Below are 24,675 nucleotides of genomic sequence, written 5' to 3'. Positions count from 1 at the left end.
TTAATAGGTTTTATTTAAATTAGTTTATTGAATTTTGCTAATGACTTCTCTTTATCATCATTTTTCAATTTAGATAAGTTATTTATGATTTTATTTTTAAATTCTTTATTTTCAATATATACCAAAATATTATCAGCAATATCATGTGGATCCATCTTGCAAATAAGACCAGTTTCATTATGAGTTATTAAAGACGGCGCTGTTGGGAAATTAGTCGTTACAATTGGTTTTTGCAAAATTGCAGCCTCAATTACACTAAGACCTAACCCTTCAAATAATGATGTTTGCACGTATATGTTACAAGTATTTATGTATGGATAAGGGTTCTCTTTATAACCTAATAATATAAAAGTGTTTTCTAAGTTTTCCTCTAATATAATTCTTTCCAAGTTCTCGCGCTCAGAACCTTCTCCTATTACATACCATTTATGTTCGATTCCTTTATCTCTCAGAATTTTAGAAGCTTTAATAGCTAATTCAAAGCCTTTAGCTTTTGCTAAACGACCTACTGTTAATATTTTGAATTCATCTACTTTTGAATCAAATTCAGTTTTTTCAAAACATTTCTTTTTAATGTCTAAATCATCGGTTATATCTTTAATGATTTCTGTTGGTAAAACCTTATTATTTAGTTTATTAGATTTTATGAATGCTGATTCATTTTCTTTGGAAACACAAATTATTTTTTTAAACTGAGTATATTTGTTATAATCAAATGATGCTTGATAACCTGCTTTAATATAATCTGTATTTAACCATGAGTATTTTTTTTTAGCTAAGATTTTTTCTGCAACGTAGTATGTAGCAAACCCTTGATTGTAAGCGATAGCAGTATCGTAAGTAATTTTATTTGCTCGGATAGAATTACCAAATGTTTTCCAAAATAGTTGAGCGTTATGGTATCGTTTATTCTTATTCAATTTTTTATTTATCCAAAAACGAGCTCTTAAAAATAAAAGGTAAACTTTATTAATTCCATCGAACGGGTTTATGTACGTAATACCAACTTCTTTCGGAACAAATTTTTCAAATTCACCACCTTTTCTAAATAACAGGAGTTTTACATCAAAGTTATTATAGTCTATAAAATTTAAGAGAGTTACCAAACTCTTTTCTGCTCCACCATGGTGTAAAGACTCTATGATAAAAACTATCTTTTTCATTTTTTAGCTACTTATAGCATCTTTTAAAAACCGTTTAGACTTATCTATTGCATCATGTATTTTATTATTAATAGAGTCATAAGAATTAATTGGCTTTGTAGTTAGATTTTTTATATCACTTTCATCATTTAGTAATAAATTAGAAATACCAAATAAAGCTAACAAATCTCTCATTCTAGTATTAATTTTTTCTTTTCTATTAACAACTAAAAATTGTTTGTTAAAGATTAGAGAAAAAGCAACAGCATGAAATGAATTAGAAATAATAAGCTCGGCATTTGCTACTAAGGATAAAAAGTATTCCGGGCCTTTTTGCCAAAAATTACTGTCTGCATATTTTATATTCTTATTGACTGCAAAAATTTTGAGCCCGTTTTCTTTTGCTAGCTTTAAAGCTAATTTTTGTATAAGTGAATTGCTGTCAAAATCGTAAATTAATATAAATTTATCATTTATAGGAAACACAAAACTATCACTCCAGTATTCTTTGCTGAATAAAAAAACTGGATCTAAAACTTGTGTTGCATTTATTTCAAGTTGTTTTAAAATATCAACTCCAGAAGTTTCTCTAACCGAAACAGAATTTAAGCGCTTAATTTTTTCTTTCACAAAAGGTTTTAAGTCTTCTTCTATTTCATCAATTGCAAAACTGGCAGCATAGGAAACCTTTAGTTTACCATCAGGAGCAAAATCTAAATAAAATGCGGGGTCCTTACCATTTTGAAAAAACGAATTCCATATTTGATCACTACCACAAATATATGCATCGGCCGATGGCATATTTTCTTTTAGTTCTTCATTTGATTTATATAAAACATCGCCTGTTTTGATATATTTTTCCGAAAAAACATCAAAAGCTTTTTTCTTTTTTAATTCACCAATCCTAGATGGTAATTTTACTAATAAATATAGATGTTTTATTATTGGAGTTTTAAGCGAGGCATTGGGTATACGCCATATATTTAGATGATTGCTTAAATAGTCTGGCTTGTAATAAATTGCTTCAGTTTCATGACCCAAAAAATCAAGGTATTTAATTAGCGCATATTCTTGTAAGCTAGCGCCGTAATTATAGACCTCGTGGCAGGTTATTGTTTTGATTTTCATAATCTATATATTATTTTATTTGAAAAAAAGGTGTACCTTTTTTTCAAATAACGCAAGTTTTATTATTGATTTATATATAATCTTTGTTACAATATTGTTAGGATATTTTCCAGTAGAAGCAAATCTAAATTTCACTTTTGCCTTAAAATAATTTAATATTAAAAACCTTTTTAGTAATTCTGGATAGATTTCAAAATTATAATATTGTTGGATCGATTGCAGAAACAATTTAGAAACAGAATTACTGTTTTCACTATCATTTGAAATGGATACTTCAGAAATTCGATAGTAAACCAGATTTTCATTTAATAAATTAAAGGGAATACCCTTTTTCAAAGCTTTTATAAATAGTGGAACATCTTCAAGCAATCTATATTTTTCGTTGTATCCTCCTAGCGAGATCAACACTTCTTTAGAAATGAATCCAGATGGCGTAATGGTAGGCCTGTCACATAAATAGTCTAAAAATTGATGTTTCTGTTTTTTTGTAATCAACTTATCAATTTGATCAACTCTTACAATATTGTCTATAGAGTTTTGGAAAAAAACCAGATTGCTAAATAAAAATGAAGGTTTTAGCTGATTTTTGCTTACAAAATTCATGTAAGATTGTACACAATTAATGTCTAAAATATCATCTCCGGCAATGAACTTTATCCATTCACCTTTTGCTTTGTTTAACCCTCTATTTAAATTAGCTGGAATACCTGTATTTTTTTGTACGGTAATTAATTCTGTTTTTACAAATCTATTTTTGTTATTCTCAATCCATTCTTTGCAAATATTTTCAGTATCATCTGTAGAGCCATCATCGGATATAATTAATTCAATATTATGATAACTTTGATTTTTTGCACTTAGTAAAGTATCTAAAATATACTTTGATGAATTATAAGTAATAACAATAATTGATACTATTGGTTTTAAATCATTCGTAGTATCTTCAGAGTCTATTTCTATCATATTTTTTTGAATTACTTTTTTCTAAATTTTGAAATAATTTCCTTTAGGTTCAATCTGTTATCTAATTCCTTGAATGAGTACCAACAAGAAACAAAAATAAAAGGTAACCCAACTATATATGCCCAAGGCGTAGGGATGAATTTGATTATTAAAAAGCTGATGACTCCCAGTATTAACTGAAAACTAAATATTTTATAAAAAACAAAATTAAATGTGAACCTATATTTATAATTGGCTATTAGATATGTTTGTAATAATGCGAATATATAACTTATTAAAAAAGAGACCCCTAAACCATTCAATCCGAGGTATTTATACCCAAGAATATTAAATATCACAATATAAATATTTGCTATTAGTTCACTCCAAAAAAACACAGTTGAGGCACCTTTAGCTAATAGTATAAATCCAATTGACCAGCTAGCTACTTTAAAATACATTCCTAATGCAGCCCAATGTATCATACCACTAATCTCAATAAATTTTGTTGAATATAAAATAATAATCACCCAATTTATAAATATTAGAAAAACGGTTAAAATCGGAGCTAAAATTAATATGCCAACCTCTGCTTGCTGATTAATTAATAGTGTTGCTTTTTTATTGTCCCCGGCAACTCCTGAAAGTCTTGGGTAATAATCTGTAGCCATAGCAGAAAAAATCAGGCCAACATAAGTTCCTATAATGGTAAAACCTGCATTATATAAACCTACATCATCAATTCCTCCGGTATTACTAATATAAACGCGTACTATATAAGAAGCTGCCACGCCTATTAACCCACTTAGACTTAACATGAAACCCATTTTCAACATACCTTTACTTTCGAAAATGGTCTCTTTACGAGTCACTTTAATTTTTTCTATAGTAACTTTTCTTGAAAAATACCAGGTAACTATTAATGAAAATATGGAAATCATTATCATTGCAGGAACAATACCATCAACTCCATAATAATAATATAAAGGAACAGTTACTAATAACCCAACGACAGACCCAATCATATTGGCATTAGCTAAATACTTTAACTTTCGGGTACCTTGGAGTAATACACCTTGGCCATTAGCTAATTGGTTAAACAGAAGTGTACAAGATAACCACATAAAAGCCACCGTGTATTCAGTATTTCCAAAAGTGAAATTACTTAATGTTTTAGAAAAAATTAAGGCAACAAGAGTACCAAAGAGTCCAGTTATCCAAACTAAACGTTTAAAAATAATAGTAACCTTACTAATACGATTTTGATCGCCTGTTTCATAGGCTGATGCAATATCACGAACAGCACTTGTTCTTAATCCAAAATTGGTTAAAGAGGATATTAAACCTAAGGAAGATCCAAATAGCCCAGCTATTCCCATTCCTCCAGGTCCTAATAAAACAGCTATTATTTTAGATCGAATTATGGAGATGATTATATTAAAAACCTGAACACCACCAAATAGAGAAGTAGCCTTCATTATATCACGGTAAGACTTTTTATCTTCGTTCATTTTCGATTTTAAAATAGTTTATATCCCTTGACCAACTAATACGATTTAAATATTGCAAATCGATTTATTTAGAGTTAACGAAGGAAGACCGAATCCTATTCTTTTTATAATGTTAAGCAATCTTTTCATTAATTATCAGTAGAATACAGGTTAATTGTTTTTGTTATTTTTTCTAATTCAGATTCACTCAATACAGCACTTATGGGTAAACTCAATACTTCTTTATGTATTTTTTCTGTTGTTGGTAAGCTTAAATGACTAAATTCCATATAAGCTTGTTGCTTATGAGGCGGAATAGGATAATGAATTAGTGTTTGCACACCATGTTCATTTAAATACTTTTGTAGTTTTTCTCTTTTTGAAGTCCTTATTACGAATAAATGCCACACATGACTATTCTGATTTAAAACTTCAGGTAATATGATATCTGGGTTATTAATATGTTTCAAATAATAATTAGCAACACGTCTTCTTCCTAATATATCTGTATGGATATACTTTAATTTCACATTCAAAAAAGCTGCTTGTATTTCGTCTAATCTTGAATTAAGACCACGATATACATTCTCATACTTTTTAGAAGACCCATAATTAGCTAAAGTACGAATGACTTGAGCTAATTCATCATTATTAGTAGTAACTGCTCCAGCATCGCCTAAAGCCCCTAGATTTTTACCAGGATAAAAACTATGGCCTGCAGCATCTCCAATACTTCCCATAACCTTTTCTTTCCATAAGGCTCCATGCGATTGTGCGCTATCTTCAACTAACTTAAGGTTATATTTTTTACAAACATCTAACATGGTATCATCAATAGAGTTCTGCCCATAAAGATGAACTGTTAAAACAGCTTTTGTTTTAGATGTAACTGCCTGCTCAATTTTATTGGAATCTAAATTATAAGTATCCATATTAGGTTCAACAAAAACTGGAACTAAATGATTGTCAGTAATGGCTAATATAGATGCAATATATGTGTTGGCAGGAACAATAACCTCGTCGCCAGTCTGCATGATTCCTAATTCTATATAAGCTTTAAAAATGAGTCTTAGGGCATCAAGTCCATTAGCAACCCCAATAGCATGCTTTGTTTGACAAAATTTAGTGTAATTAGTTTCAAAAGATTCTAATTCATTTCCTAATAAATACCACCCAGAATCAATAACTCTGCTAGCAGCCTCTTTAAGCTCCTGCTCATATTGTGCATTTATTTTCTGAAGATCAAGAAATTTAACCATTTTTTATTAAATTTATTTACAAACTAATATTATAAAAATCTACAGCAATGCCTCTACTTCCCATCATCTCTTTCTGCTGAATTAATCCTTCATTTAGAACCCTACCTTGATTCTCTGTAGAAATGCCAAAGCTATAAAAGTCCCTATCTTTATAAACTTCATTTATTAAACTATCATTTATAAAATCTAATGCACCTATTTTTCTGCCGTCTTGAGAGTTAGCCATATACTGCGTATGGATAACATTGCCAAAATCATAAACCACTATTCCTGCTAATAGGATGTTATCTTTTCTTGCTTCAAATAAATTTATATTATCCGGAAATGATTCTTTTAAACTATTAATTTCTTCCAGTGTATGGACTGGTTTTGTATCAAATTTTGCCAAAACACTGGTTAATAAATTCCAATATTCTCCAAAATCATTGTTTTTAGAAACAACGACTTCGTTTTTAATGCATTTTGTTACTGCCTGCCTTTTACTTTCTGAAAAACGAATCTTATTACTTATTTTTACAACGGAAGAAATATCCCTTCTGATAAGTTTTGCATCCATTCTAAATAAGGCATATAAATCTTCTTCTGAAGGATATTTATGGAAAATAGAAGGAACTGCTTTATATGTTATGTCTGTGAATTTTAATTCTTTATAATATTCTTTAATTTTTAAAAATATATTTAATACTTCTGCAGCTCTTACATCATGACTCATTATTAAAGAACCAAAAGTCAGGCCGCCATGAGAAAGTATTTGATTATTATTTTCATTTGCAGGGAATAGTGCTATTATTTTATTCTTTTTTAAAATAATTAAAGAATGATCTGTGAACCTATCTTTATGATAATCTAAATATTCTCGATAAAAGAGAAAAACGCCATTTTTGCTTTTTGGAATAAACTCATCCCAAACTGTTTTTTGAGTACTATCGTATCTCTTAATTTCCATTTCTTATATTTTTTACTATTTAGTTATAGTTTTAATTAGTTTAGCAGGGTTTCCTCCGATAACAGAGTAGGGGGGGAAACTAGAATTAACAAAACTGTTTGCAGCAACCACACAAAACTCTGAGAGTGTAACATTTGGCATAATAACCACATTAGCTCCAATCCAACAATGATCTCCAATTACTACTTTACCTTTTATTAAAGGAAAGTATTTTTGCATTTCTGAGCTTGCGTTAGGGCCAGAATCGCTCATTATATTTACATTTTGCGCTATTGAAACATTGTTTCCAATAATCACTTTTTCAGAAAAACCATTAATTATTGAAAACATTCCAATATAAGTTTCACTTCCTATTTCTAAAATATTTGATTCTGATCCGTAAATACTGCAATATTTTGCGATTTTTACATTATCTTGAATCGTAACATTATTGATAGAAGTTGTACTGTCTACAATAACATCCTTTCCTAATGTAATATTACTGGTTTTCAATTGTAAAATATTTAATAAGGTTAATAATAAAATCTAAGTCAAATCTCTTTAAGTTTTGATGTACAGGAAGATAAAAGGCATTCTCTCCATAGAAAACACTACATTCAACACCGTTTTTTTGCATAAAAACTTTAAGTTCATTCAAATTCAAAGAATCAGTAGTAAACATGAAAACTGAAGGTGTTTCTTTTGAGTTTAAAATAAACCTAGTATTTAATCCAATTTCATTTAATTTTAAAGCATAATAATTATAATTTGCTAATCTTTTTTTGATGATTTTTTTTTCCTTTTTAAAATAAAAATGGGATGTTTGTTTTAGATCAATTTGAAAAGGCAAGTCGTTTTTTCCTAACTCATCATCACTGAATTTGGGATTATTATATCTTAAAACACCACCAAATTGTATGGGAAAGAACTTAGGTAAACTATAGATAGCAAAATCTCCATAGGTTCCAATTTTACCATCACTATCATTAGAAAAAAGAGACATCGCCAAATCTTCTATAATCGGCAAATTTGTTTCTTTTAGTTCATTCATCTGCTTATAAACAACTCCAAATTCATGAATAACAAATATTAACTTAGTTTTATCACTTCGTTTCCTTGACCAATTGCAATACTTCTCAATTTCGTTTGTAACACAACTACTTACATATTTATTACCTGTACTTGTAACTATATAGACTTCGTCACCTTTATCTAAGTTATAGAAAGATAGTGCTTTATATATAGCTTCTTTACCGTTTATTAAATACTTATGATTGCCAAACTTCGAATTAAGTTTGGCAATCATATCATTATGATCTAAAGGAATGGATTTAATCTTATCAATTTTAGATAATTCTTTAACATTAAATGGACTTATATAGTATGAAGGAACTCTGAAATCTTCTGGATTAATTATTTGACCTTTCCAATAAATCATTTTTAATTTCGATATTTTAAAAATTTATTGTAATCTCTTATATAATCATTTTCATCATAAGTGTGTGAAGCCAATACCATGCATATAGATCCAGAAGAAAAGTTGTCTAGTTCTCTCCATAAACCCGGCACTACATGAAGTGCTAAATTAGGCCTATTAAGAGACACTCTTTTTCTATTTAATCCATCATCTAGAATAACATCAAAACTCCCACTAGCAGCTACTATAAATTGTTCCAGTTCATAATGTGCATGCCCTCCTCTTGCTTCTCCACTTGGGACATCATATAAATAATATACGCGGTTAACATTAAAAGGTATATTATGGCCGTTCTCTATTACTGTTATATTTCCTGCATCATTATGTATCTTGGAAACATCGATTACAGAGCAATCATAAACTGTATTATTTTTTAGCTTCATCTCTAATAATTTTAAAATTTTTAAAATCTCTTATATAATCTTTTTCATTATATTCCATAGAAGATACAATAAGAGCTAGAGAGTTAGTTGAAAAGTTTTCGAGCCTTCTCCATAATAAGTTTGGAACATAAAGTCCATAATAAGATCTGTTTAAACTAAACTTTTTTTCTTCAACTCCATCATTGAGTACAACATCAAAACTACCAGAGAGAGCAATGATAAATTCTGTGGATTCCTTAAAAGCATGACTCCCTCTAATTTCTCCACCTGGTACATCATATATCCAATAGGTTCTTTTTATATCAAATGGGATTTGATTACTACTTTCAAAAAAGCTCAAATTACCTCGTTTATCTAAAATTTTTGGTAAATCGATTTGTTTTACTCGATCCATTATGAATTTATTATTTTTTTAATATAGCTCCCATAACCACTTTTTCCATATTTTCTTGATGATTCCATAGCTTGTTCTTTATTAATATATCCATGCAAATATGCGATTTCTTCGATACAGGCAATTTTTTTATCTGTTCTTTTTTCCATAACTCTAACAAACTCTGTTGCACTATCCATAGCATCTACAGTCCCAGTATCTAACCATGCCATACCTCTGGTCATAATTCCAACTTCTAATTCATTAAGGTCTAGATACATTTGATTTAACGAAGTGATTTCTTTTTCTCCTCTATCTGAGGGTTTAACCATTTTCGCAAATTCGATAACTCTATTGTCATAAAAGTATAAACCAGGAACAGCATATGATGATTTTGGATGTTTCGGTTTTTCTTCAATACTAATGGCTTTTTCGTTTTTATCGAATTCAACTACACCATATCGCTCAGGGTCGTTTACAGGATAGGCAAATATTGAAGCCCCATTTATATTGGTTTTACTTCTTAATAACTTTCCAAAACCATTCCCATAAAAAATGTTGTCACCAAGAACTAGAGCAACTTTATCATTTCCTATAAACTTTTCTCCAATTATAAAAGCTTCGGCAAGGCCATTTGGTTCAGGTTGTACTGCATATTCAAAGTTACACCCCACCTGAGAGCCATTACCTAAAAGTTTTACAAACATCTCTTGGTCATGAGGTGTAGTTATAATAAGTATATCCTGTATACCAGCAATCATCAATACTGATAAAGGATAGTATATCATCGGTTTATCATAAACAGGCAATAATTGCTTACTAACGGATATAGTTAAAGGATATAACCTTGTTCCTGATCCTCCTGCTAAAATAATTCCTTTCATATTTTATTATTTTTTAGTATTGTTACTAATCATGTAAATACATTTTATCATAATATGATTGGTAGTTTCCAGAAGTAATATTTTGTAACCATTCTGAGTTTTCTAGATACCAATCTACGGTTTTCAATAAACCTTGTTCAAAGGTTACAGAAGGACTCCAACCCAAGTCATTATTGATTTTTGATGCGTCGATAGCATATCTTAAATCATGACCAGGTCTATCTTTTATAAATGTTATTAATTGTTGAGACTGTCCAACTTCTTTGCCTAATTTTTCATCCATTACATCACAAAGTAATTTCACCAAATCTAAATTTTTCCATTCGTTAAATCCTCCTATATTGTATGTTTCTGTATTTTTTCCTTTATGAAAAACCATGTCTATAGCTATAGCATGATCTTTAACATATAGCCAATCTCTAGTATAATTACCATCTCCATAAACAGGCAAGGGTTTATTTTTTATAATATTATTTATAAAAAGAGGAATGAGTTTTTCAGGGAATTGGTTTGGTCCATAATTGTTTGAACAATTAGAAATCACATACGGCAAATTATAAGTTTCTCCATATGCTCTTACAAAATGATCTGAACTTGCTTTTGAAGCAGAATAGGGAGAATTTGGGTCATATGGTGTAGACTCTTTAAATAATCCTTGAGTACCTAATGTTCCATATACTTCATCCGTACTAACATGATAAAATAATTTGCCATTCCAATTATCTTTCCACAAATTTTTGAAGGCATTCAACAAAATCATAGTACCTAAAATGTTTGTTTTAGCAAACGCTAAAGGATCAGTAATAGATCTATCAACATGTGATTCTGCAGCCAAATGGATGATGGCATCAAATCTATACTTATCAAAAATTTGATTTATATAATTTTCGTCAGTAATATCACCTTTAATAAAAGTGTAGTTATTTAAGTGTTCTAAATCTTTTAAGTTCTCTAAATTCCCTGCATATGTAAGCGCATCCAAATTGTATATTTGATAATCAGGGTATTTTAAAGCAAACAATCTAATGACATGAGAACCAATAAAACCTGCTCCTCCAGTTATTAAAATTTTCATATATCTTAATTTTTTTCTGTTTTGCCTTATCTAAATCCAATTATAAGATATGATAGGCTTGTAATGGTTTATTACTATAATCTTCCATTTACATTATGTCTTTTTAAGATACCTTTCACATCGTATAAGACACCGTTTTCGTTTAATAAACTCTCAAGATTATCTTCTAAAAACTCACTATGAGCCACTGTTAAAACAACAGCATCAAACGTACCTTCTGGTAATTGTTTTACTGTCTGTAAATCATATTCATGTTTTACTTCTTCAGGGCTTGCCCATGGGTCATATATCGTTACTTCTGTTCCATAACTTTTAAGTTGATTAATAACATCAACAGCCTTGGTGTTTCTAACATCTGGGCAATTTTCTTTAAATGTAACTCCTAAAGCTAATATTTTAGCACCTTTTATTCGAATATCATTTTGAACCATTAACTTAATAACTTCAGAGGCCACATATTGTCCCATACTATCATTAACGCGGCGTCCGGCTAATATAATTTCTGGATGATAACCAACTTCTTGTGCTTTTTGTGCCAAATAATAAGGATCGACGCCAATACAATGTCCTCCAACTAGACCTGGTTTAAATGGTAAAAAATTCCATTTTGTACCAGCTGCTTCTAAAACAGAATGCGTGTCAATATTCATTAAATTGAAAATTTTAGCTAATTCATTTACAAAAGCAATATTTATATCACGTTGTGAGTTTTCTATGACTTTTGCTGCTTCAGCGACTTTAATCGTTGGTGCTAAGTGTGTTCCAGCAGTAATAACACTGGCATATAAATCGTCCACTTTCTTACCAATTTCTAGAGTTGAACCAGCTGTAACTTTTAGTATTTTATCTACGGTATGAAGTTTATCTCCCGGATTAATTCTTTCTGGGGAGTAACCAGCATAAAAATCTTCGTTAAACTTTAAACCACTTACTTTTTCTAATACAGGCACGCATTCATCCTCAGTTACCCCTGGATATACTGTAGACTCATAAATAACAATATCTCCTTTTTTAAGGATCTGAGCAACCGTTTCACTAGACTTATACAATGGTGTTAAATCTGGACGATTATTTTTGTCGATAGGAGTGGGGACAGTAATCACATAGTAGTTACAATCTTTTATGTCTTCAATGTTTGAAGAACAGAATAGTCCAATATCATTATCAGAATCCTTTTTTAAAACTGATTGTAATGTTTTTGTATCAACTTCTAAAGTAGAATCATTGCCCTGCAATAATTCATCGATTCTTTTTTTATTAATGTCAAAACCTACAACATCATATTTTGTTGCAAAGAGTCTCGCTAAAGGAAGGCCTACATATCCTAAACCTATAACAGCAATTTTAATATCCTTCATTTTTTTATTTTGATAATATAACTTTTATTTTAAATTTTCCCAGTACCAATTAACGGCTTCTTTTAAACCGCTACTAATGTCGTACTTTGGATTGTAATTTAATAATTGTTTTGCTTTATCAATAGAAGCTAAAGAGTGAGGGATATCTCCAATTCTATTATCTCTATGTTTTATTTCAATATCTTTTATATCTTCATCAAATTTGGACAAATACTTTTTTAATAAAGTAGCTAATTCAATTAAAGTTGTTCTTTCTCCATAAGCGACATTATACACTGTATTCAATGCTTTTGAATTATCTATTGTTAAAGCATTGATATTCATTTGGACTACATTGTCAATATATGTAAAATCTCTGGAATAACTACCATCACCATTAATGATAGGTGACTCATGGTCAACAAACTGTTGAACAAACTTAGGAATTACGGCTGCATAAGCACCGTTAGGGTCTTGCCTTTTTCCAAAAACGTTAAAATAGCGTAATCCAATAGTATCTAATTTGTATGTGCTATAAAAAATATCTGCATATAATTCATTCACATATTTTGTAATTGCATAAGGAGACAATGGTTTACCTATAGTATCTTCCACTTTTGGCAAAGCTTCATGATCTCCATAAGTAGAAGAGCTCGCTGCATAAATAAATCTTTTTACTCCAGCATCTCTAGAAGCAACTAGCATATTTAAAAAACCTGATACATTAACATCGTTTGTAGTAATAGGATCATTAATAGATCTAGGCACAGAGCCTAAAGCTGCTTGATGTAATACATAGTTAACATCAACGCAAGCTTTATGACAATCATCAAGGTTTCTTATATCTCCTTCAATTAATTCGAAATTGCTATTATTAAAAAAAGGGGCTATATTAATTCGCTTTCCGGTAGAGAAATTATCTAAGCAAACTACTTTTATATTATTATCTAATAATACTTCGCATAAGTTAGAGCCAATAAAACCAGCTCCACCAGTTATGAGGATTCTTTTTCCTTGTAAAGCATTTAGTTGTTGTCCAGTCATTTTTTAGATTTGGGTTTATTTTTTAGTTTGGGGCAAATATGAAAAAAATAAACTTAATAGATTAACTAATTATATCAAGGTCCTATTTTTCCCGATGAAATTCAAATATGTGTAAAAATTACCGATCAAACAGTGTCTTTTTAGCAAGAATCAATAATTAAACCTCCAGGGGCTTTTTAGTTTATTATTATAACGTAACTGTTTTCTTTTATTAGTTGTCAATTACTTATTAATTATTTAATCCAAAATTAAAATATAGAATCGACGATGTGCATACTTTTACTTTTAATTAAAAACATGTATGTATTTAACCGATTTTAATCACTCTTTTAGCGAATTAAGTCAAATCTAACCATGTTGCTTTAAAACAATTACTAAATTTACGCCGTAAAACACAAATTGAATTGATTAATAGCATTATTGATTTAATTGTATTAAAAAGGATAAAATATAAATATTTTCAAAATCTCTCAAGTGTTAATCTACTTAGAAGTGAATTTTTAGATTAACAACAAATATTTTAAAGATATTTTTTAGTACTATTTAATTTTAGCTAATAAGTAATTTTTGTTTTATGGATAAAGAGGGAAATCATTCAGGAAAATATATGCAAATAAGGCGTAACTATAAAGTTGTGTAGATATTTTATGCAATAAACTGAAAATATAAAATTTTTAAATGTTGACTAAAACTAAAATATATTTATCATCACCCCACATGGGAGGAACAGAACAAAAATTTGTTACTGACGCTTTTGATACTAATTGGATTGCTCCATTAGGCCCTCATGTTGATGGTTTTGAAAATGATTTAAAGAATTACTTAGCTCATAATAAGTATGTTGTAGCATTAAGTTCTGGTACAGCTGCGATACATTTAGCACTTCAATTGCTTAATGTTTCTAGCGGAGATGAAGTTTTATGTCAAAGTTTTACTTTTTCTGCATCAGCAAACCCAATAATATATCAAGGAGCGAAACCTGTTTTTATTGATAGTGAAACAGATACATGGAATATGTCTCCAGAATTATTGGAAATAGCTATTAAAGACAGAATTGAAAAATATAGAAAACCAAAAGCTATAATAGCAGTGCATTTATATGGTATGCCATATAAGGCAAATGAAATTAATGCCATTGCTAAAAAATATGAAATACCTGTAATAGAAGATAGCGCAGAAGCATTAGGTAGTACCTATTTCAATCAAAATTGTGCGACACTTTCCGATATTGGCATTTTATCATTTAATGGTAATAAAATAATAACTACTTCTGGGGGAGGAGCTTTAATAACTAATACTCAAAGCTTAAAAGAAAAAGCAGTTTTTCTATCAACTCAGGCAAGAGATAATGCACCTCATTATGAACATTCATCTATAGGCTATAATTATAGAATGAGTAATGTTTTAGCAGGAATCGGAAGAGGACAGATGGAAGTGATTGACGACAGAGTCAATGCTAGAAGACAAAATTTTGAATTTTATAAAAAGAATTTATCACAATTTAATTCTATTGAATTTTTACAAGAACCGCAAGGTTTCGTTTCAAATAGATGGATTACTTGTATTAAGACAGACTCTTTTGAGACTCGTGAACAAATAAGACTTACGCTATCAGAAGACGATATTGAGTCAAGACCATTATGGAAACCAATGCATATGCAGCCAATTTTTAAAGATTGTTTGCATTTTACTAATGGTATTTCAGAAGATCTTTTTGATAAAGGTCTTTGTTTACCAAGTGGATCTAATTTAAGCCAAGATGATTTGGATAGGATCCTTAATAATATTTTAAAAACCCCGAACTTATGATAAATAATTATTTTACCTATTTCTCTCAAAAGTACGCCTCAAAATGGCTTGTTTTAGCTATCGATTTGACAATTGTTTTGTCAACATTTTTCATGGCATATTTAATTAGGTTTAATTTTACATTAAATTTCGATTTAAAGCAGTTTTTGATCCAATTACCTTTTTTGCTTATAGTAGCAACTTTCAGCTTTTTATTGATAGGATCATTTAAAAGCGTTATTAGACATACTGGATTTACTGACGTTGTAAATTTATTCAAATCTATTAGCGTAATGTCGTTGATATGCATAACTGTTGTATCTGTAAATAGAATGTTTGAGATACTTCCTGAATTTACAATACCATTATCTATAGTCGTAATGCATGCCTTATTAAGCTTTGTAGTACTTAGTGCAAGTAGATTACTCTTTAAAATGTCTTATAAGTACTTAAAGTGTAAATTAATGTCTTCAAAAAGAGTATTGATTTATGGTGCGGGAGACTCAGGAATTGTTACTTATAACGCCTTAATAAGTAATGTTACTACAAAATTTCAGGTAGTAGGATTTATTGATGATAATTCAAAAAAGAAAGGTAAATCTATAAATGGTATTTCTATTTTTTCAAAAGAAAAAATCAACAATAAATATATTGAATCCAACCAAATAGATGAATTGATTATTGCTTCTAAAAACATAGAAAAGGAAAATCTAATTAATTTGGTGAACCTTAATATAAAAATCACTAAAATTCCACCTATTGAAAATTGGATTAATGGAGAATTAAATGTTAAGCAAATCAAGCAAGTACAAATAGAAGATTTATTAGGAAGACCTCCAATTGAAATAAATAACCCTAATTTAATAAATGAGTTTACTGGTGAAACAGTTATTGTTACAGGTGCAGCAGGATCTATAGGGAGTGAATTGGTTAAACAACTTTCTAATTTTGATGTTAAGCAGTTAATTTTAGTTGACCAAGCTGAATCTGCACTTTATGATTTACAGCAAGATTTAAAACAAAATGGCAAGCATAATTTTACTGCTATAGTTGCAGATATTCGAGATGGTTTAAGAATAGATACTATTTTTCAAAACCATAAACCTACCATGGTATTTCACGCTGCAGCTTATAAGCATGTGCCTTTAATGGAAGAATCGCCATATGAAGCTATTAAGATTAATGTTAATGGAACTAAACTTCTAGCAGACACAGCGTCTCGTTATAATGTGAAGAAATTTGTTTTTGTTTCAACAGATAAGGCTGTTAACCCAACAAGCGTTATGGGAGCTACAAAAAGAATGGCAGAAATGTATATCAGTTGCCTTCAAAAAGAAAGCAAAACAAAATTTATAACGACACGATTTGGTAACGTATTAGGATCAAATGGATCTGTTATTCCATTGTTTAAAAAACAAATTGAAAATGGTAGCCCTCTTACTTTAACACATAAAGACATTACCAGATACTTTATGACTATCCCTGAAGCCTCTCAATTAGTATTAGAAGCAGGAACAATGGGTAAAGGAGGAGAGATTTTCATATTTGACATGGGTGAGTCCGTTAAAATTTATGATCTGGCTAAAAATATGATAAAACTTTCTGGTCTTAGATTTCCAGAAGATATAGATATTAAAATCACAGGATTACGACCTGGAGAAAAATTATATGAAGAATTATTAGCTAATGGTGAAAATACATTGTCTACCTATCATAAAAAGATAATGATTAGTAAAACTAGAGAATTAGATTACGAAAAAATTAGAACACAAATAGAGGAATTATGTATTACTAATCGTTTTCAAAATAATAATATTGTTATGAAAATGAAGCGTCTAATCCCTGAATATAAATCTAACAATTCTGATTACGAACGATTTGATAAAAGAGTTCAGATTTACAAAAAAGCAAAAGAAATATCGGAGAACAGAACCGATAAAAATTATGGAAACCTATAATTAACTATTTTATTTCACTATTTTCCCCAAATAATATTAAAAATGATCATATCACTTATAAAAAGTAAATTATTTATTGTTGGTATAGTAATTAGTATAGTTTTAACTTCATGCGCATCAAAACAAGATGTTGTTTACTTTCAAAACGCCAAAAATTTTGAAACTATTGTTGATACAGATACCTTTACAGCCAAGCTTAAAATTGGTGATGTTGTAAGTATTTATGTGTCCACTTTAGATCCAACTGTCACACAACCGTACAACCTAATTAGGTCTGCTGGAGCAGGGGGAGACTTAATAGATTATTTAATTGATGCAGAAGGAAACATAGATTATCCTGTTTTAGGTAAAATAAAATTATTAGGTCTTACTGTTGAGGAAGCGAAAGCTTTATTTAAGAAGAAATTTGCAGAAGGTAAGCTATTAAAGGATCCTGTAATTATTTTCCGTGTTCTAAATTTCAGAGTAACTGTAGCAGGTGAGGTTAATAACCCTGGTGTTTACCCTGTTACTGGAGAAAGAATATCTATTTTAGAAGCACTTGGTATGGCTGGGGATTTAACTATAAAAGGTAGAAGAGACAATATATTGATAGTTAGAGATTTTAATGGTACAAAAACCTATACAAGAATTGATTTGACTAATAAAGAGGTTTTTAATTCCCCTGTGTATTATTTAACACAAAATGATTACGTATATGTTGAGCCTAACAACTCAGCTATAAGTGGAGCTTCTGGAGATGCAAGAATTGGAACACTAATTTCAATAGCATCATTTCTTATAACTACAACCCTCTTATTAATTACTAGAAATTAGAATCAACATGGCTTTAGTTGACAATAGAAACTTATCTGATAATACTTCCGAAGATTTTAATCTAAAAAAAACTCTTTTTGTATATTTAAAGCAATGGAAATGGTTTGTATTTAGCTGTATTATATGCTTAGGTTTAGCTTTTTTACATTTAAGATATACCATGCCACAATATCGTGCAACTGCCAAAATAATGCTTTTAGATGATAAAGATGCATCTTCTGCAGGGGCTTTAAAAGATCTATCTATTTTTTCTGAAAAAGAAGATGCGATGGTTGAAGATGAAATACAAGTCATTCAATCTAGAAGTTTCTTAAGAAATATTGTTAAAAGATTACATCTAAACATTAACTATTTTTCAAAAGGAAGAGTTAACGAATTTGAACTTTATAAAACATCTCCAATAGTCGTAAATTTTATTGAATCGGATTCAATTATTAATACGACTAATTTTAATTTTTACACTGAAATTCTTTCTGTTACACATTTTAATTTTAAAATTAGCGAAGAAGACCCTCCAAAAAAATATACTTTTGGAGAAACAATTCCTACTTTTTTTGGTGGTCTTATAATTACACCTACAGAAAAAAACATAAAAGGCTACATAGGGAGCAGCATCAGAGTAAAAATAACGCCTTTAGAAACATTAGCAGAATCTCTTAAATACAGAATTTCTATATTACCAACAGGTCAATCATCAAAAGTTGTTAGTGTTAGTATAACTGACCCTGTTATACAAAAAGCTAAAGATATTGTAAATACTCTGATTGATGAGTATAATATTTCCACTATTCAGAAGAAAAATGAAATATCAAAAAACACAGCCGATTTTATTAATAAGCGTGTTGAATTAATAGCCTCAGACTTAGTTAATGTTGATGATAGTATTGTAAAGTTTAAAACAGGAAATAAGATAACTGATGTCGCTTCTGAAGCTGGTCAGTTTTTAAATTCAAGTGTATTAAATGAGCAACAATTGGATGCCTCCAAAATGCAATTGAATCAATTAAATTATATGAAAGAGTCATTAGGTGAGGATAAGTACGAAGCTATCCCTGCTAATTTAGGCTTGGGGGATGCATCTATTAGCCAACTTTCATCTAGATATAATGAGTTACTTGAAAGAAGAAAAACACTTTTAAAAAGTGCAGGAGAACAAAACCCTATTGTTGTAGAATTAGACCAAACTTTAGGAAGCATAAGACAAAATCTACAACAAAGTATTAATAATTCAAGTAAATCACTTAGAATACAAATAGGTAGCTTAGAAAACCAATCAAAAAGGATAAATTCCAAAATATTCTCTGTCCCAGGTCAAGAACGTAAACTAAGATCTATTGAAAGAAAGCAAGGTATTAAAGAATCACTATATTTATATTTATTAGAAAAAAGAGAAGAAGCTACCATATCTTTAACAGCGACTTCTCCAACAGCAAAAATAATTGATGAAGCATATAACAGTAACGGAGGTCCCATATCCCCAAATAGGCAAATTACATACATTGCAGCATTATTTTTGGGACTTATAATACCTTTTTTATTAATATATATAAGATATTTATTAGATACTAAGATTCATAATAAAGAAGATTTAGAAAGAGAAATTAAAAATATAACTGTATTAGGAGAAGTTCCAAGAGTAAAAAGAAATGGCGACACTTTAGTAGAACGTAATGACAGATCTATCTTATCTGAGTCATTTAGAATAATAAGAACGAACTTTGATTATGTAAAAAGGGGTAGAGAAGTTAAAGATTACGAGAACGTCATTTTCGTAACATCAACTATTAATGGAGAAGGAAAATCTTTCTTCAGTTTAAATATGGCTCTTACACTAGTAAATACAGGCAAAAGAGTTTTACTGCTTGGTGCAGATATTAGAAACCCTCAAATTTATTCTGCAATTAATAATAAAAAGGAAAAAAAACATTCAAAAATTGGGCTCACTGAATTCTTAGTTGATAAATCTATAATAGTTGGAGAAACTATTAATACCTATGACATTAATGGAATAAATATAGATATTTTACTTTCAGGAAAAGTACCGCCTAACCCAGCAGAGTTATTAATGAATGACAGAATAAAAGATTTATTTGATACTGTGTCTGATCAATATGATTATGTTATAGTCGATACAGCTCCATCCATGCTTGTTACAGACACTTTATTAATAAGTGAATATGCAGGTCATACAATTTATTTAACAAGAGCAGATTACACCGAAAAACGTATATTGAATTTTGCGAAAGAATTGCATGCAGAAAATAAACTTAATGGAATGATGCTTGTTGTTAATGATGTAAAACAATCAAACTTTGGGTATGGAGCAAAATACGGTTACTACGGAGCTCCAGAAAAAAAAGGTTTTTTTAGAAGAAAAGCTTAAATAACTGAGAATGTTCGGTTTGTATTCTCTATTATTTCATCAAGGCTTTTAACGATTTTCTTATTTAATACTAAATTAGATAATTTATCTATATGACCTTCGTTGTGAATATCTGTGCCAACAAAATCAATTAATTGCTCTTCAATTAAATAGTTAGCCGTTTTTTCAACGTTTTTCCCATAATGATTACTAAGTGACAACAAGTTAAGCTGAAAAAAACATCCTAATTGTTTTAATTTTTTGTAGTATTCTAAATTGTTATGATAAAACGAATAGCGCTCAGGGTGTGCTAAAACAGGAATATATCCTTGTGTTTTAATTTTAAAAATAGTGTCTTCTAAATTTAGAGGTGCTTGAAAATATGACATTTCGATAAGTACGTAGTCTCTTTTTAAAGTAAATAAGTTTCTGTTTTCTAATAAACTTTCAAAATTACTGTCGAGCATATATTCTGCAGCCGGATTTACCGTAATATCATCAAGTAATTTAGACGTTAAGGCTCCTAATAGTATTTGATAAGCACTTCCAATAGTTTCATCTGTATTAGGATAAAAACCCTGCATGATATGGGGTGTAGGAATAAATTGTTTTATTCCCAATGCTTTCATTTTTTTCAATAAAAGTAAAGAGTCCTCAATAGTCTTTGCTCCATCATCAATCCCAGGAAGAATGTGATTATGGATATCTACAAAATCTTCTAATAAATCTTTTAAAAATAGTTTCTTAGAAAAAAAATGAAACATTTATACGTTGCAAATTATATTAAATTAATTTTTAGTTGTCATAAAAATGAAAAGCATCTACTATTATTTTGTCATCAACCAAACAATCAATTTTGGGCGTACCAATAGATTCTAAAAGTACAAAATTGATATTCCCATGATTGTTTTTCTTATCATATTTAAGCAATTCTATTATAGCAGGATATTCGTTTTCATCAATTTTTACTTTACCATAATAACTAATAAATAAATTTTTAATGTCTATTGTTGTTTGCTTTGGAAAACCTGCTAGTTTGGTAGAAATATAGCATGCTAAAATCATACCTATAATAATAGCCTCTCCATGTAACAACGCTGCTTTGTTTGGATTACTTAAAAAATAAGATTCTATAGCATGACCAAGAGTATGGCCAAAGTTTAGAGTTTTACGTTGGTTGTCTTCAAAAGGATCATTTTCAACAACGTTTTTTTTAATTAATACAGATTCGTAAATTAAAACATCTAGGTCGTCTAAATTTAATTTTGATAAATCCTTAAATTTATCCCAATAAGCTTCATCACTAATTAAACCGTGTTTTAGCATTTCGGCTAAGCCAGAACGCATTTGGTTTTGAGGTAAAGTGTTCAAAAATTTAGTATCAATTAGTACTAAATCGGCATTACTAATAACACCAATTTGGTTTTTAAGATGTCCTAAATCAACTCCAGTTTTCCCTCCAACAGATGCATCAACCATGGATAGTAGGGTAGTAGGTATGTTAATATATGAGATACCTCTTTTAAAAGTACAAGCAACAAAACCACCTAAATCTGTAATAACACCTCCTCCAATATTTATAAGTAAACTTTTTCTATCTGCATCCAATTCTGAAAGTGTATTCCAAACACCTACACAAGTATCTATTGTTTTATTGACCTCTCCAGATTCAATTTCAATAATTTCAATAACAATATCCGTTTCTAATCTTTCTAAAAAGTAAGGCAAACAATATTGATGCGTATTTTCATCAACTAAAATAAATACCTTAGAAAAATTATTGTCTTTAATATGCTTATTTAAAGGCTCATAACAAGCGCCATTAAAATGAATTGTACACTCATTTGTGATAATTGAATCCATGAAATAATTATTGTGTTTTAAAGTTGGTGAAATTAAGGAGATTTTACATAAAATGATAGTATTTCACATATAAAATAATAGTATTTTATATAAAAGGAAGTGGGGATATAATTATATTTACACAAATTTTTTGCATGAGTACAGATCGAATATTTGACAACACAGAAATTGCATTCTCACTAAAGAATGATTCTGAATTAGAACGCGCTTATTTTTTATTTAAAATGATATCTATTCAACCTTTAGTCAGGATAGGAACAGCCGCAACGAATTTTGCTATTAAGGCTAATTTACCAATTGAAGGCTTAATTCGTTCTACAGTATTTGATCATTTTTGCGGTGGTGTAAATGAAGAAGATTGCTTACCAGTAATCGATAAGATGTATTTAAAAGGAGTAAGTTCAGTTTTAGATTATTCCGTAGAGGGTAAAGAAAGCGAGAAGGAATTTGACTCAGCTACGAATACAATACTTAAAATCATTGATTTCGCTAAAGATATTGATGCAATTCCTATTGCTGTATTTAAACCAACAGGCTTTGGTAGGTTGGATTTATATGAGAAAATTGGTAGTCGAGAAGCCTTAACTAAAAAGGAACAGGAAGAATGGGCTAATGTTGTTAATAGATTTGATGTTGTTTGTAAAAAAGCTAAGGACAATGATGTTGCTGTATTAATTGATGCTGAAGAAAGTTGGATGCAAGGTGCGGCGGATGAATTAGTCACAAAAATGATGCAAAAGTACAATACAGAAAAACCTATAGTATACAACACATTGCAGATGTATAGACACGATAGATTGACCTTTTTAGAGAATGAGCATCAAAAAGCAAAGAAAGGCAATTATTTTCTTGGCTATAAATTGGTTCGCGGTGCTTACATGGAAAAAGAGAACGATAGGGCTGACGAAAAAGGATACAAATCGCCTATTTGCATAAATAAAGAAGCTACAGATGAGAATTTTGACAAGGCATTACTTTATATGATTGAAAACTTAGATTGTATGTCTTTATTTGCTGGAACTCATAATGAAAACAGTTCATATTTGTTAATGCAATTAATGGCAAGTAACAATTTAAAAAACAATGATAGTCGTATTTGGTTTGGTCAATTATATGGTATGAGTGATCATATCAGTTTTAATTTAGCAGACAAAGGCTATAATGTTGCTAAATATATTCCGTTTGGACCTGTAAAAGATGTTATGCCTTATTTAATTAGAAGAGCAGAAGAGAATACATCTGTTGCTGGTCAAACAGGCAGAGAATTGTCACTTTTAACTAAAGAAAAGAAGCGTCGGAAAACATTATAATTCAGATATATTTTTCTAAAATAGATTTGATTTCAGAATTTGACATACTTGGATTGACACTTGTTAATTCTGAAAAGTCACTCCTTTTAGTTTTAAAATTATTTTTTGATTGCACTAATAAAATATCTTTATTTTTAGTTGGTATTAATATTTCATTTTTTGAAATAAGATGCTCATGAAGTTTTTCTCCTGGACGTAATTCAGTAATTTTTATTTCAATTTTTGTTTGAATACTATTGTAAAAAGAAGCCAGTCTTTCTGCTAAATCTATTATTTTGATGGGTTGCCCCATATTAAAAGTGTAAATATTACTTTCTTTACTATTTAATGTAGCAACTTCCAATATTAGGCTACAAGCTTTTCTTTTATTAATAAAATAACGAGAAATATCGTTGTCTGTTACTGTAAGGGGGACACCTAATTCTATTTGCTTTTTAAAAAGGAGTAAAACGGATCCGTTAGATCCTAATATATTACCGAATCGAGTAATAATAAATCTGGTCGTTGATTTAGTTGATAAATAACTTTCAGCAACACGTTTAGACATTCCCATAATACCTATAGGATTCACCGCTTTATCTGTAGAAATAAAGATGAATTTTTTAACATTATATTCCATAGATAAATCGGCTAGTATTTTTGTTCCAAAAACATTAAGTTTGACTGCTTCATAAGGGATTTTTTCCATTAAAGGCACATGCTTATAAGCTGCAGTATGGAAAATAAGTGTAGGTTTATAAGTTTCAAAAAGGTGTCTTAATGTTTCTTCGTCTGTAATATTTAGAAGGAAGAAATCAACCGTGGTAATGTTTTCAAGTTTTAAGTCATTTATAAGATCATAAAGCGGTGATTCTGCAACATCAACAAGAATAAGTTTTTTATAGTCGCATGCTAATAATTGTTTTGAGAGTTCACTCCCTACAGAACCTGCGGCTCCAGTAATTAAAATAGTTTCATTAGAAAAGTCAAAATTATTTAAAGGCCTTTGTGGTGCTTTTTTAGTAGGAAATAAACCTGATTCAATTAATAATTGATCTATATAATTAGAGGTAGATTTATTCATTTGGCTTTAACTTCACTTAAATGTGTGTGTTTTTAGGTTATACTTGCAAAGTATGA

The 24,675-nt window shown here is 29.6% G+C and carries 22 protein-coding genes; 5 read left to right on the top strand and 17 right to left on the bottom strand.

Features of this window, described 5'->3' with window-relative positions; translation table 11 throughout:
• Window positions 1-14 precede the first annotated feature (14 nt).
• The 14 genes from Q4Q39_RS10720 to Q4Q39_RS10655 all read right to left on the bottom strand — a co-directional run bounded on the left by Q4Q39_RS10720 (window position 15) and on the right by Q4Q39_RS10655 (window position 13,459).
• A complete protein-coding gene (locus Q4Q39_RS10720; RefSeq protein ID WP_303282455.1) occupies window positions 15-1,163 on the bottom strand; it encodes a glycosyltransferase in 1,149 nt (382 codons plus the stop codon).
• A gap of 3 nt (window positions 1,164-1,166) precedes the next feature.
• Window positions 1,167-2,270 carry a polysaccharide pyruvyl transferase family protein gene (locus tag Q4Q39_RS10715; protein WP_303282454.1) on the bottom strand — a complete coding sequence of 368 codons (1,104 nt, stop codon included), beginning with the start codon at window positions 2,268-2,270 and terminating at the stop codon, window positions 1,167-1,169.
• Window positions 2,271-2,285: 15 nt separating this feature from the next.
• Window positions 2,286-3,233 carry a glycosyltransferase gene (locus Q4Q39_RS10710; RefSeq protein ID WP_303282453.1) on the bottom strand — a complete coding sequence of 316 codons (948 nt, stop codon included), beginning with the start codon at window positions 3,231-3,233 and terminating at the stop codon, window positions 2,286-2,288.
• Between the two features lie 11 nt (window positions 3,234-3,244).
• Complete coding sequence (locus Q4Q39_RS10705) at window positions 3,245-4,723, bottom strand: O-antigen translocase (RefSeq protein WP_303282452.1); 1,479 nt, start codon at window positions 4,721-4,723, stop codon at window positions 3,245-3,247.
• 128 nt (window positions 4,724-4,851) lie between these two features.
• Entirely contained in the window at window positions 4,852-5,961 is a 1,110-nt protein-coding gene (locus Q4Q39_RS10700) for a DegT/DnrJ/EryC1/StrS family aminotransferase (protein WP_303282451.1), read from the bottom strand.
• 16 nt (window positions 5,962-5,977) lie between these two features.
• Complete coding sequence (locus Q4Q39_RS10695) at window positions 5,978-6,907, bottom strand: GNAT family N-acetyltransferase (protein ID WP_303282449.1); 930 nt, start codon at window positions 6,905-6,907, stop codon at window positions 5,978-5,980.
• A gap of 15 nt (window positions 6,908-6,922) precedes the next feature.
• Window positions 6,923-7,399 carry an acyltransferase gene (locus Q4Q39_RS10690; protein ID WP_303282448.1) on the bottom strand — a complete coding sequence of 159 codons (477 nt, stop codon included), beginning with the start codon at window positions 7,397-7,399 and terminating at the stop codon, window positions 6,923-6,925.
• Complete coding sequence (locus Q4Q39_RS10685) at window positions 7,386-8,324, bottom strand: DegT/DnrJ/EryC1/StrS family aminotransferase (protein WP_303282447.1); 939 nt, start codon at window positions 8,322-8,324, stop codon at window positions 7,386-7,388. Before Q4Q39_RS10685 ends, Q4Q39_RS10690 begins: the two co-directional genes overlap by 14 nt.
• Window positions 8,325-8,326: 2 nt before the next feature.
• On the bottom strand, window positions 8,327-8,746 hold the full coding sequence (locus tag Q4Q39_RS10680) for a sugar 3,4-ketoisomerase (RefSeq protein WP_303282445.1): 420 nt from the start codon (window positions 8,744-8,746) through the stop codon (window positions 8,327-8,329).
• Window positions 8,730-9,140, bottom strand: a complete 411-nt coding sequence (locus tag Q4Q39_RS10675; RefSeq protein WP_303282444.1) for a sugar 3,4-ketoisomerase — start codon at window positions 9,138-9,140, stop codon at window positions 8,730-8,732. The genes Q4Q39_RS10680 and Q4Q39_RS10675 overlap by 17 nt, the downstream gene beginning before the upstream one ends.
• Complete coding sequence (rfbA, locus tag Q4Q39_RS10670) at window positions 9,140-10,003, bottom strand: glucose-1-phosphate thymidylyltransferase RfbA (protein WP_303282443.1); 864 nt, start codon at window positions 10,001-10,003, stop codon at window positions 9,140-9,142. Before rfbA ends, Q4Q39_RS10675 begins: the two co-directional genes overlap by 1 nt.
• A 25-nt stretch (window positions 10,004-10,028) precedes the next feature.
• Window positions 10,029-11,078, bottom strand: a complete 1,050-nt coding sequence (rfbB, locus tag Q4Q39_RS10665) for a dTDP-glucose 4,6-dehydratase (RefSeq protein WP_303282442.1) — start codon at window positions 11,076-11,078, stop codon at window positions 10,029-10,031.
• Between the two features lie 74 nt (window positions 11,079-11,152).
• On the bottom strand, window positions 11,153-12,436 hold the full coding sequence (locus tag Q4Q39_RS10660) for a nucleotide sugar dehydrogenase (RefSeq protein ID WP_303282441.1): 1,284 nt from the start codon (window positions 12,434-12,436) through the stop codon (window positions 11,153-11,155).
• A 24-nt stretch (window positions 12,437-12,460) separates the two neighbouring features.
• Window positions 12,461-13,459, bottom strand: a complete 999-nt coding sequence (locus Q4Q39_RS10655) for an SDR family oxidoreductase (protein ID WP_303282440.1) — start codon at window positions 13,457-13,459, stop codon at window positions 12,461-12,463.
• 678 nt (window positions 13,460-14,137) lie between these two features.
• Between Q4Q39_RS10655 and Q4Q39_RS10650 the strand changes: the two genes are divergently transcribed.
• Genes Q4Q39_RS10650 through Q4Q39_RS10635 form a run of 4 tightly spaced genes read left to right on the top strand, consistent with a single transcriptional unit; the run spans window position 14,138 to window position 20,404 of the window.
• Window positions 14,138-15,268, top strand: a complete 1,131-nt coding sequence (locus Q4Q39_RS10650) for an aminotransferase class I/II-fold pyridoxal phosphate-dependent enzyme (RefSeq protein ID WP_303282439.1) — start codon at window positions 14,138-14,140, stop codon at window positions 15,266-15,268.
• Entirely contained in the window at window positions 15,265-17,205 is a 1,941-nt protein-coding gene (locus Q4Q39_RS10645) for a polysaccharide biosynthesis protein (RefSeq protein WP_303282438.1), read from the top strand. Before Q4Q39_RS10650 ends, Q4Q39_RS10645 begins: the two co-directional genes overlap by 4 nt.
• Before the next feature lie 42 nt (window positions 17,206-17,247).
• On the top strand, window positions 17,248-18,021 hold the full coding sequence (locus Q4Q39_RS10640) for a polysaccharide biosynthesis/export family protein (RefSeq protein WP_303282437.1): 774 nt from the start codon (window positions 17,248-17,250) through the stop codon (window positions 18,019-18,021).
• A gap of 7 nt (window positions 18,022-18,028) precedes the next feature.
• Window positions 18,029-20,404, top strand: a complete 2,376-nt coding sequence (locus Q4Q39_RS10635) for a GumC family protein (protein WP_303282436.1) — start codon at window positions 18,029-18,031, stop codon at window positions 20,402-20,404.
• Here Q4Q39_RS10635 and Q4Q39_RS10630 read toward each other — a convergent pair.
• Window positions 20,401-21,147 carry a tyrosine-protein phosphatase gene (locus Q4Q39_RS10630; RefSeq protein WP_303282435.1) on the bottom strand — a complete coding sequence of 249 codons (747 nt, stop codon included), beginning with the start codon at window positions 21,145-21,147 and terminating at the stop codon, window positions 20,401-20,403. The two genes, Q4Q39_RS10635 and Q4Q39_RS10630, sit on opposite strands and share 4 nt — an antisense overlap.
• Before the next feature lie 31 nt (window positions 21,148-21,178).
• On the bottom strand, window positions 21,179-22,246 hold the full coding sequence (gene aroB / locus Q4Q39_RS10625) for a 3-dehydroquinate synthase (RefSeq protein ID WP_303282434.1): 1,068 nt from the start codon (window positions 22,244-22,246) through the stop codon (window positions 21,179-21,181).
• A gap of 134 nt (window positions 22,247-22,380) precedes the next feature.
• Between aroB and Q4Q39_RS10620 the strand changes: the two genes are divergently transcribed.
• On the top strand, window positions 22,381-23,556 hold the full coding sequence (locus tag Q4Q39_RS10620; RefSeq protein ID WP_303282433.1) for a proline dehydrogenase family protein: 1,176 nt from the start codon (window positions 22,381-22,383) through the stop codon (window positions 23,554-23,556).
• A gap of 1 nt (window position 23,557) precedes the next feature.
• Here the strand turns inward: Q4Q39_RS10620 and Q4Q39_RS10615 are convergent, their stop codons facing one another.
• Window positions 23,558-24,619, bottom strand: coding sequence for a polysaccharide biosynthesis protein (locus Q4Q39_RS10615; protein WP_303282432.1), 1,062 nt, complete (start codon window positions 24,617-24,619; stop codon window positions 23,558-23,560).
• Window positions 24,620-24,675: the final 56 nt, after the last annotated feature.

The organism is Flavivirga amylovorans (genome assembly GCF_030540875.1).
GTDB classification, from domain to species: Bacteria; Bacteroidota; Bacteroidia; order Flavobacteriales; family Flavobacteriaceae; genus Flavivirga; species Flavivirga amylovorans.
Note: the sequence above shows the minus strand (reverse complement) of the source record. Positions and strands in the feature narration are given on the sequence as shown.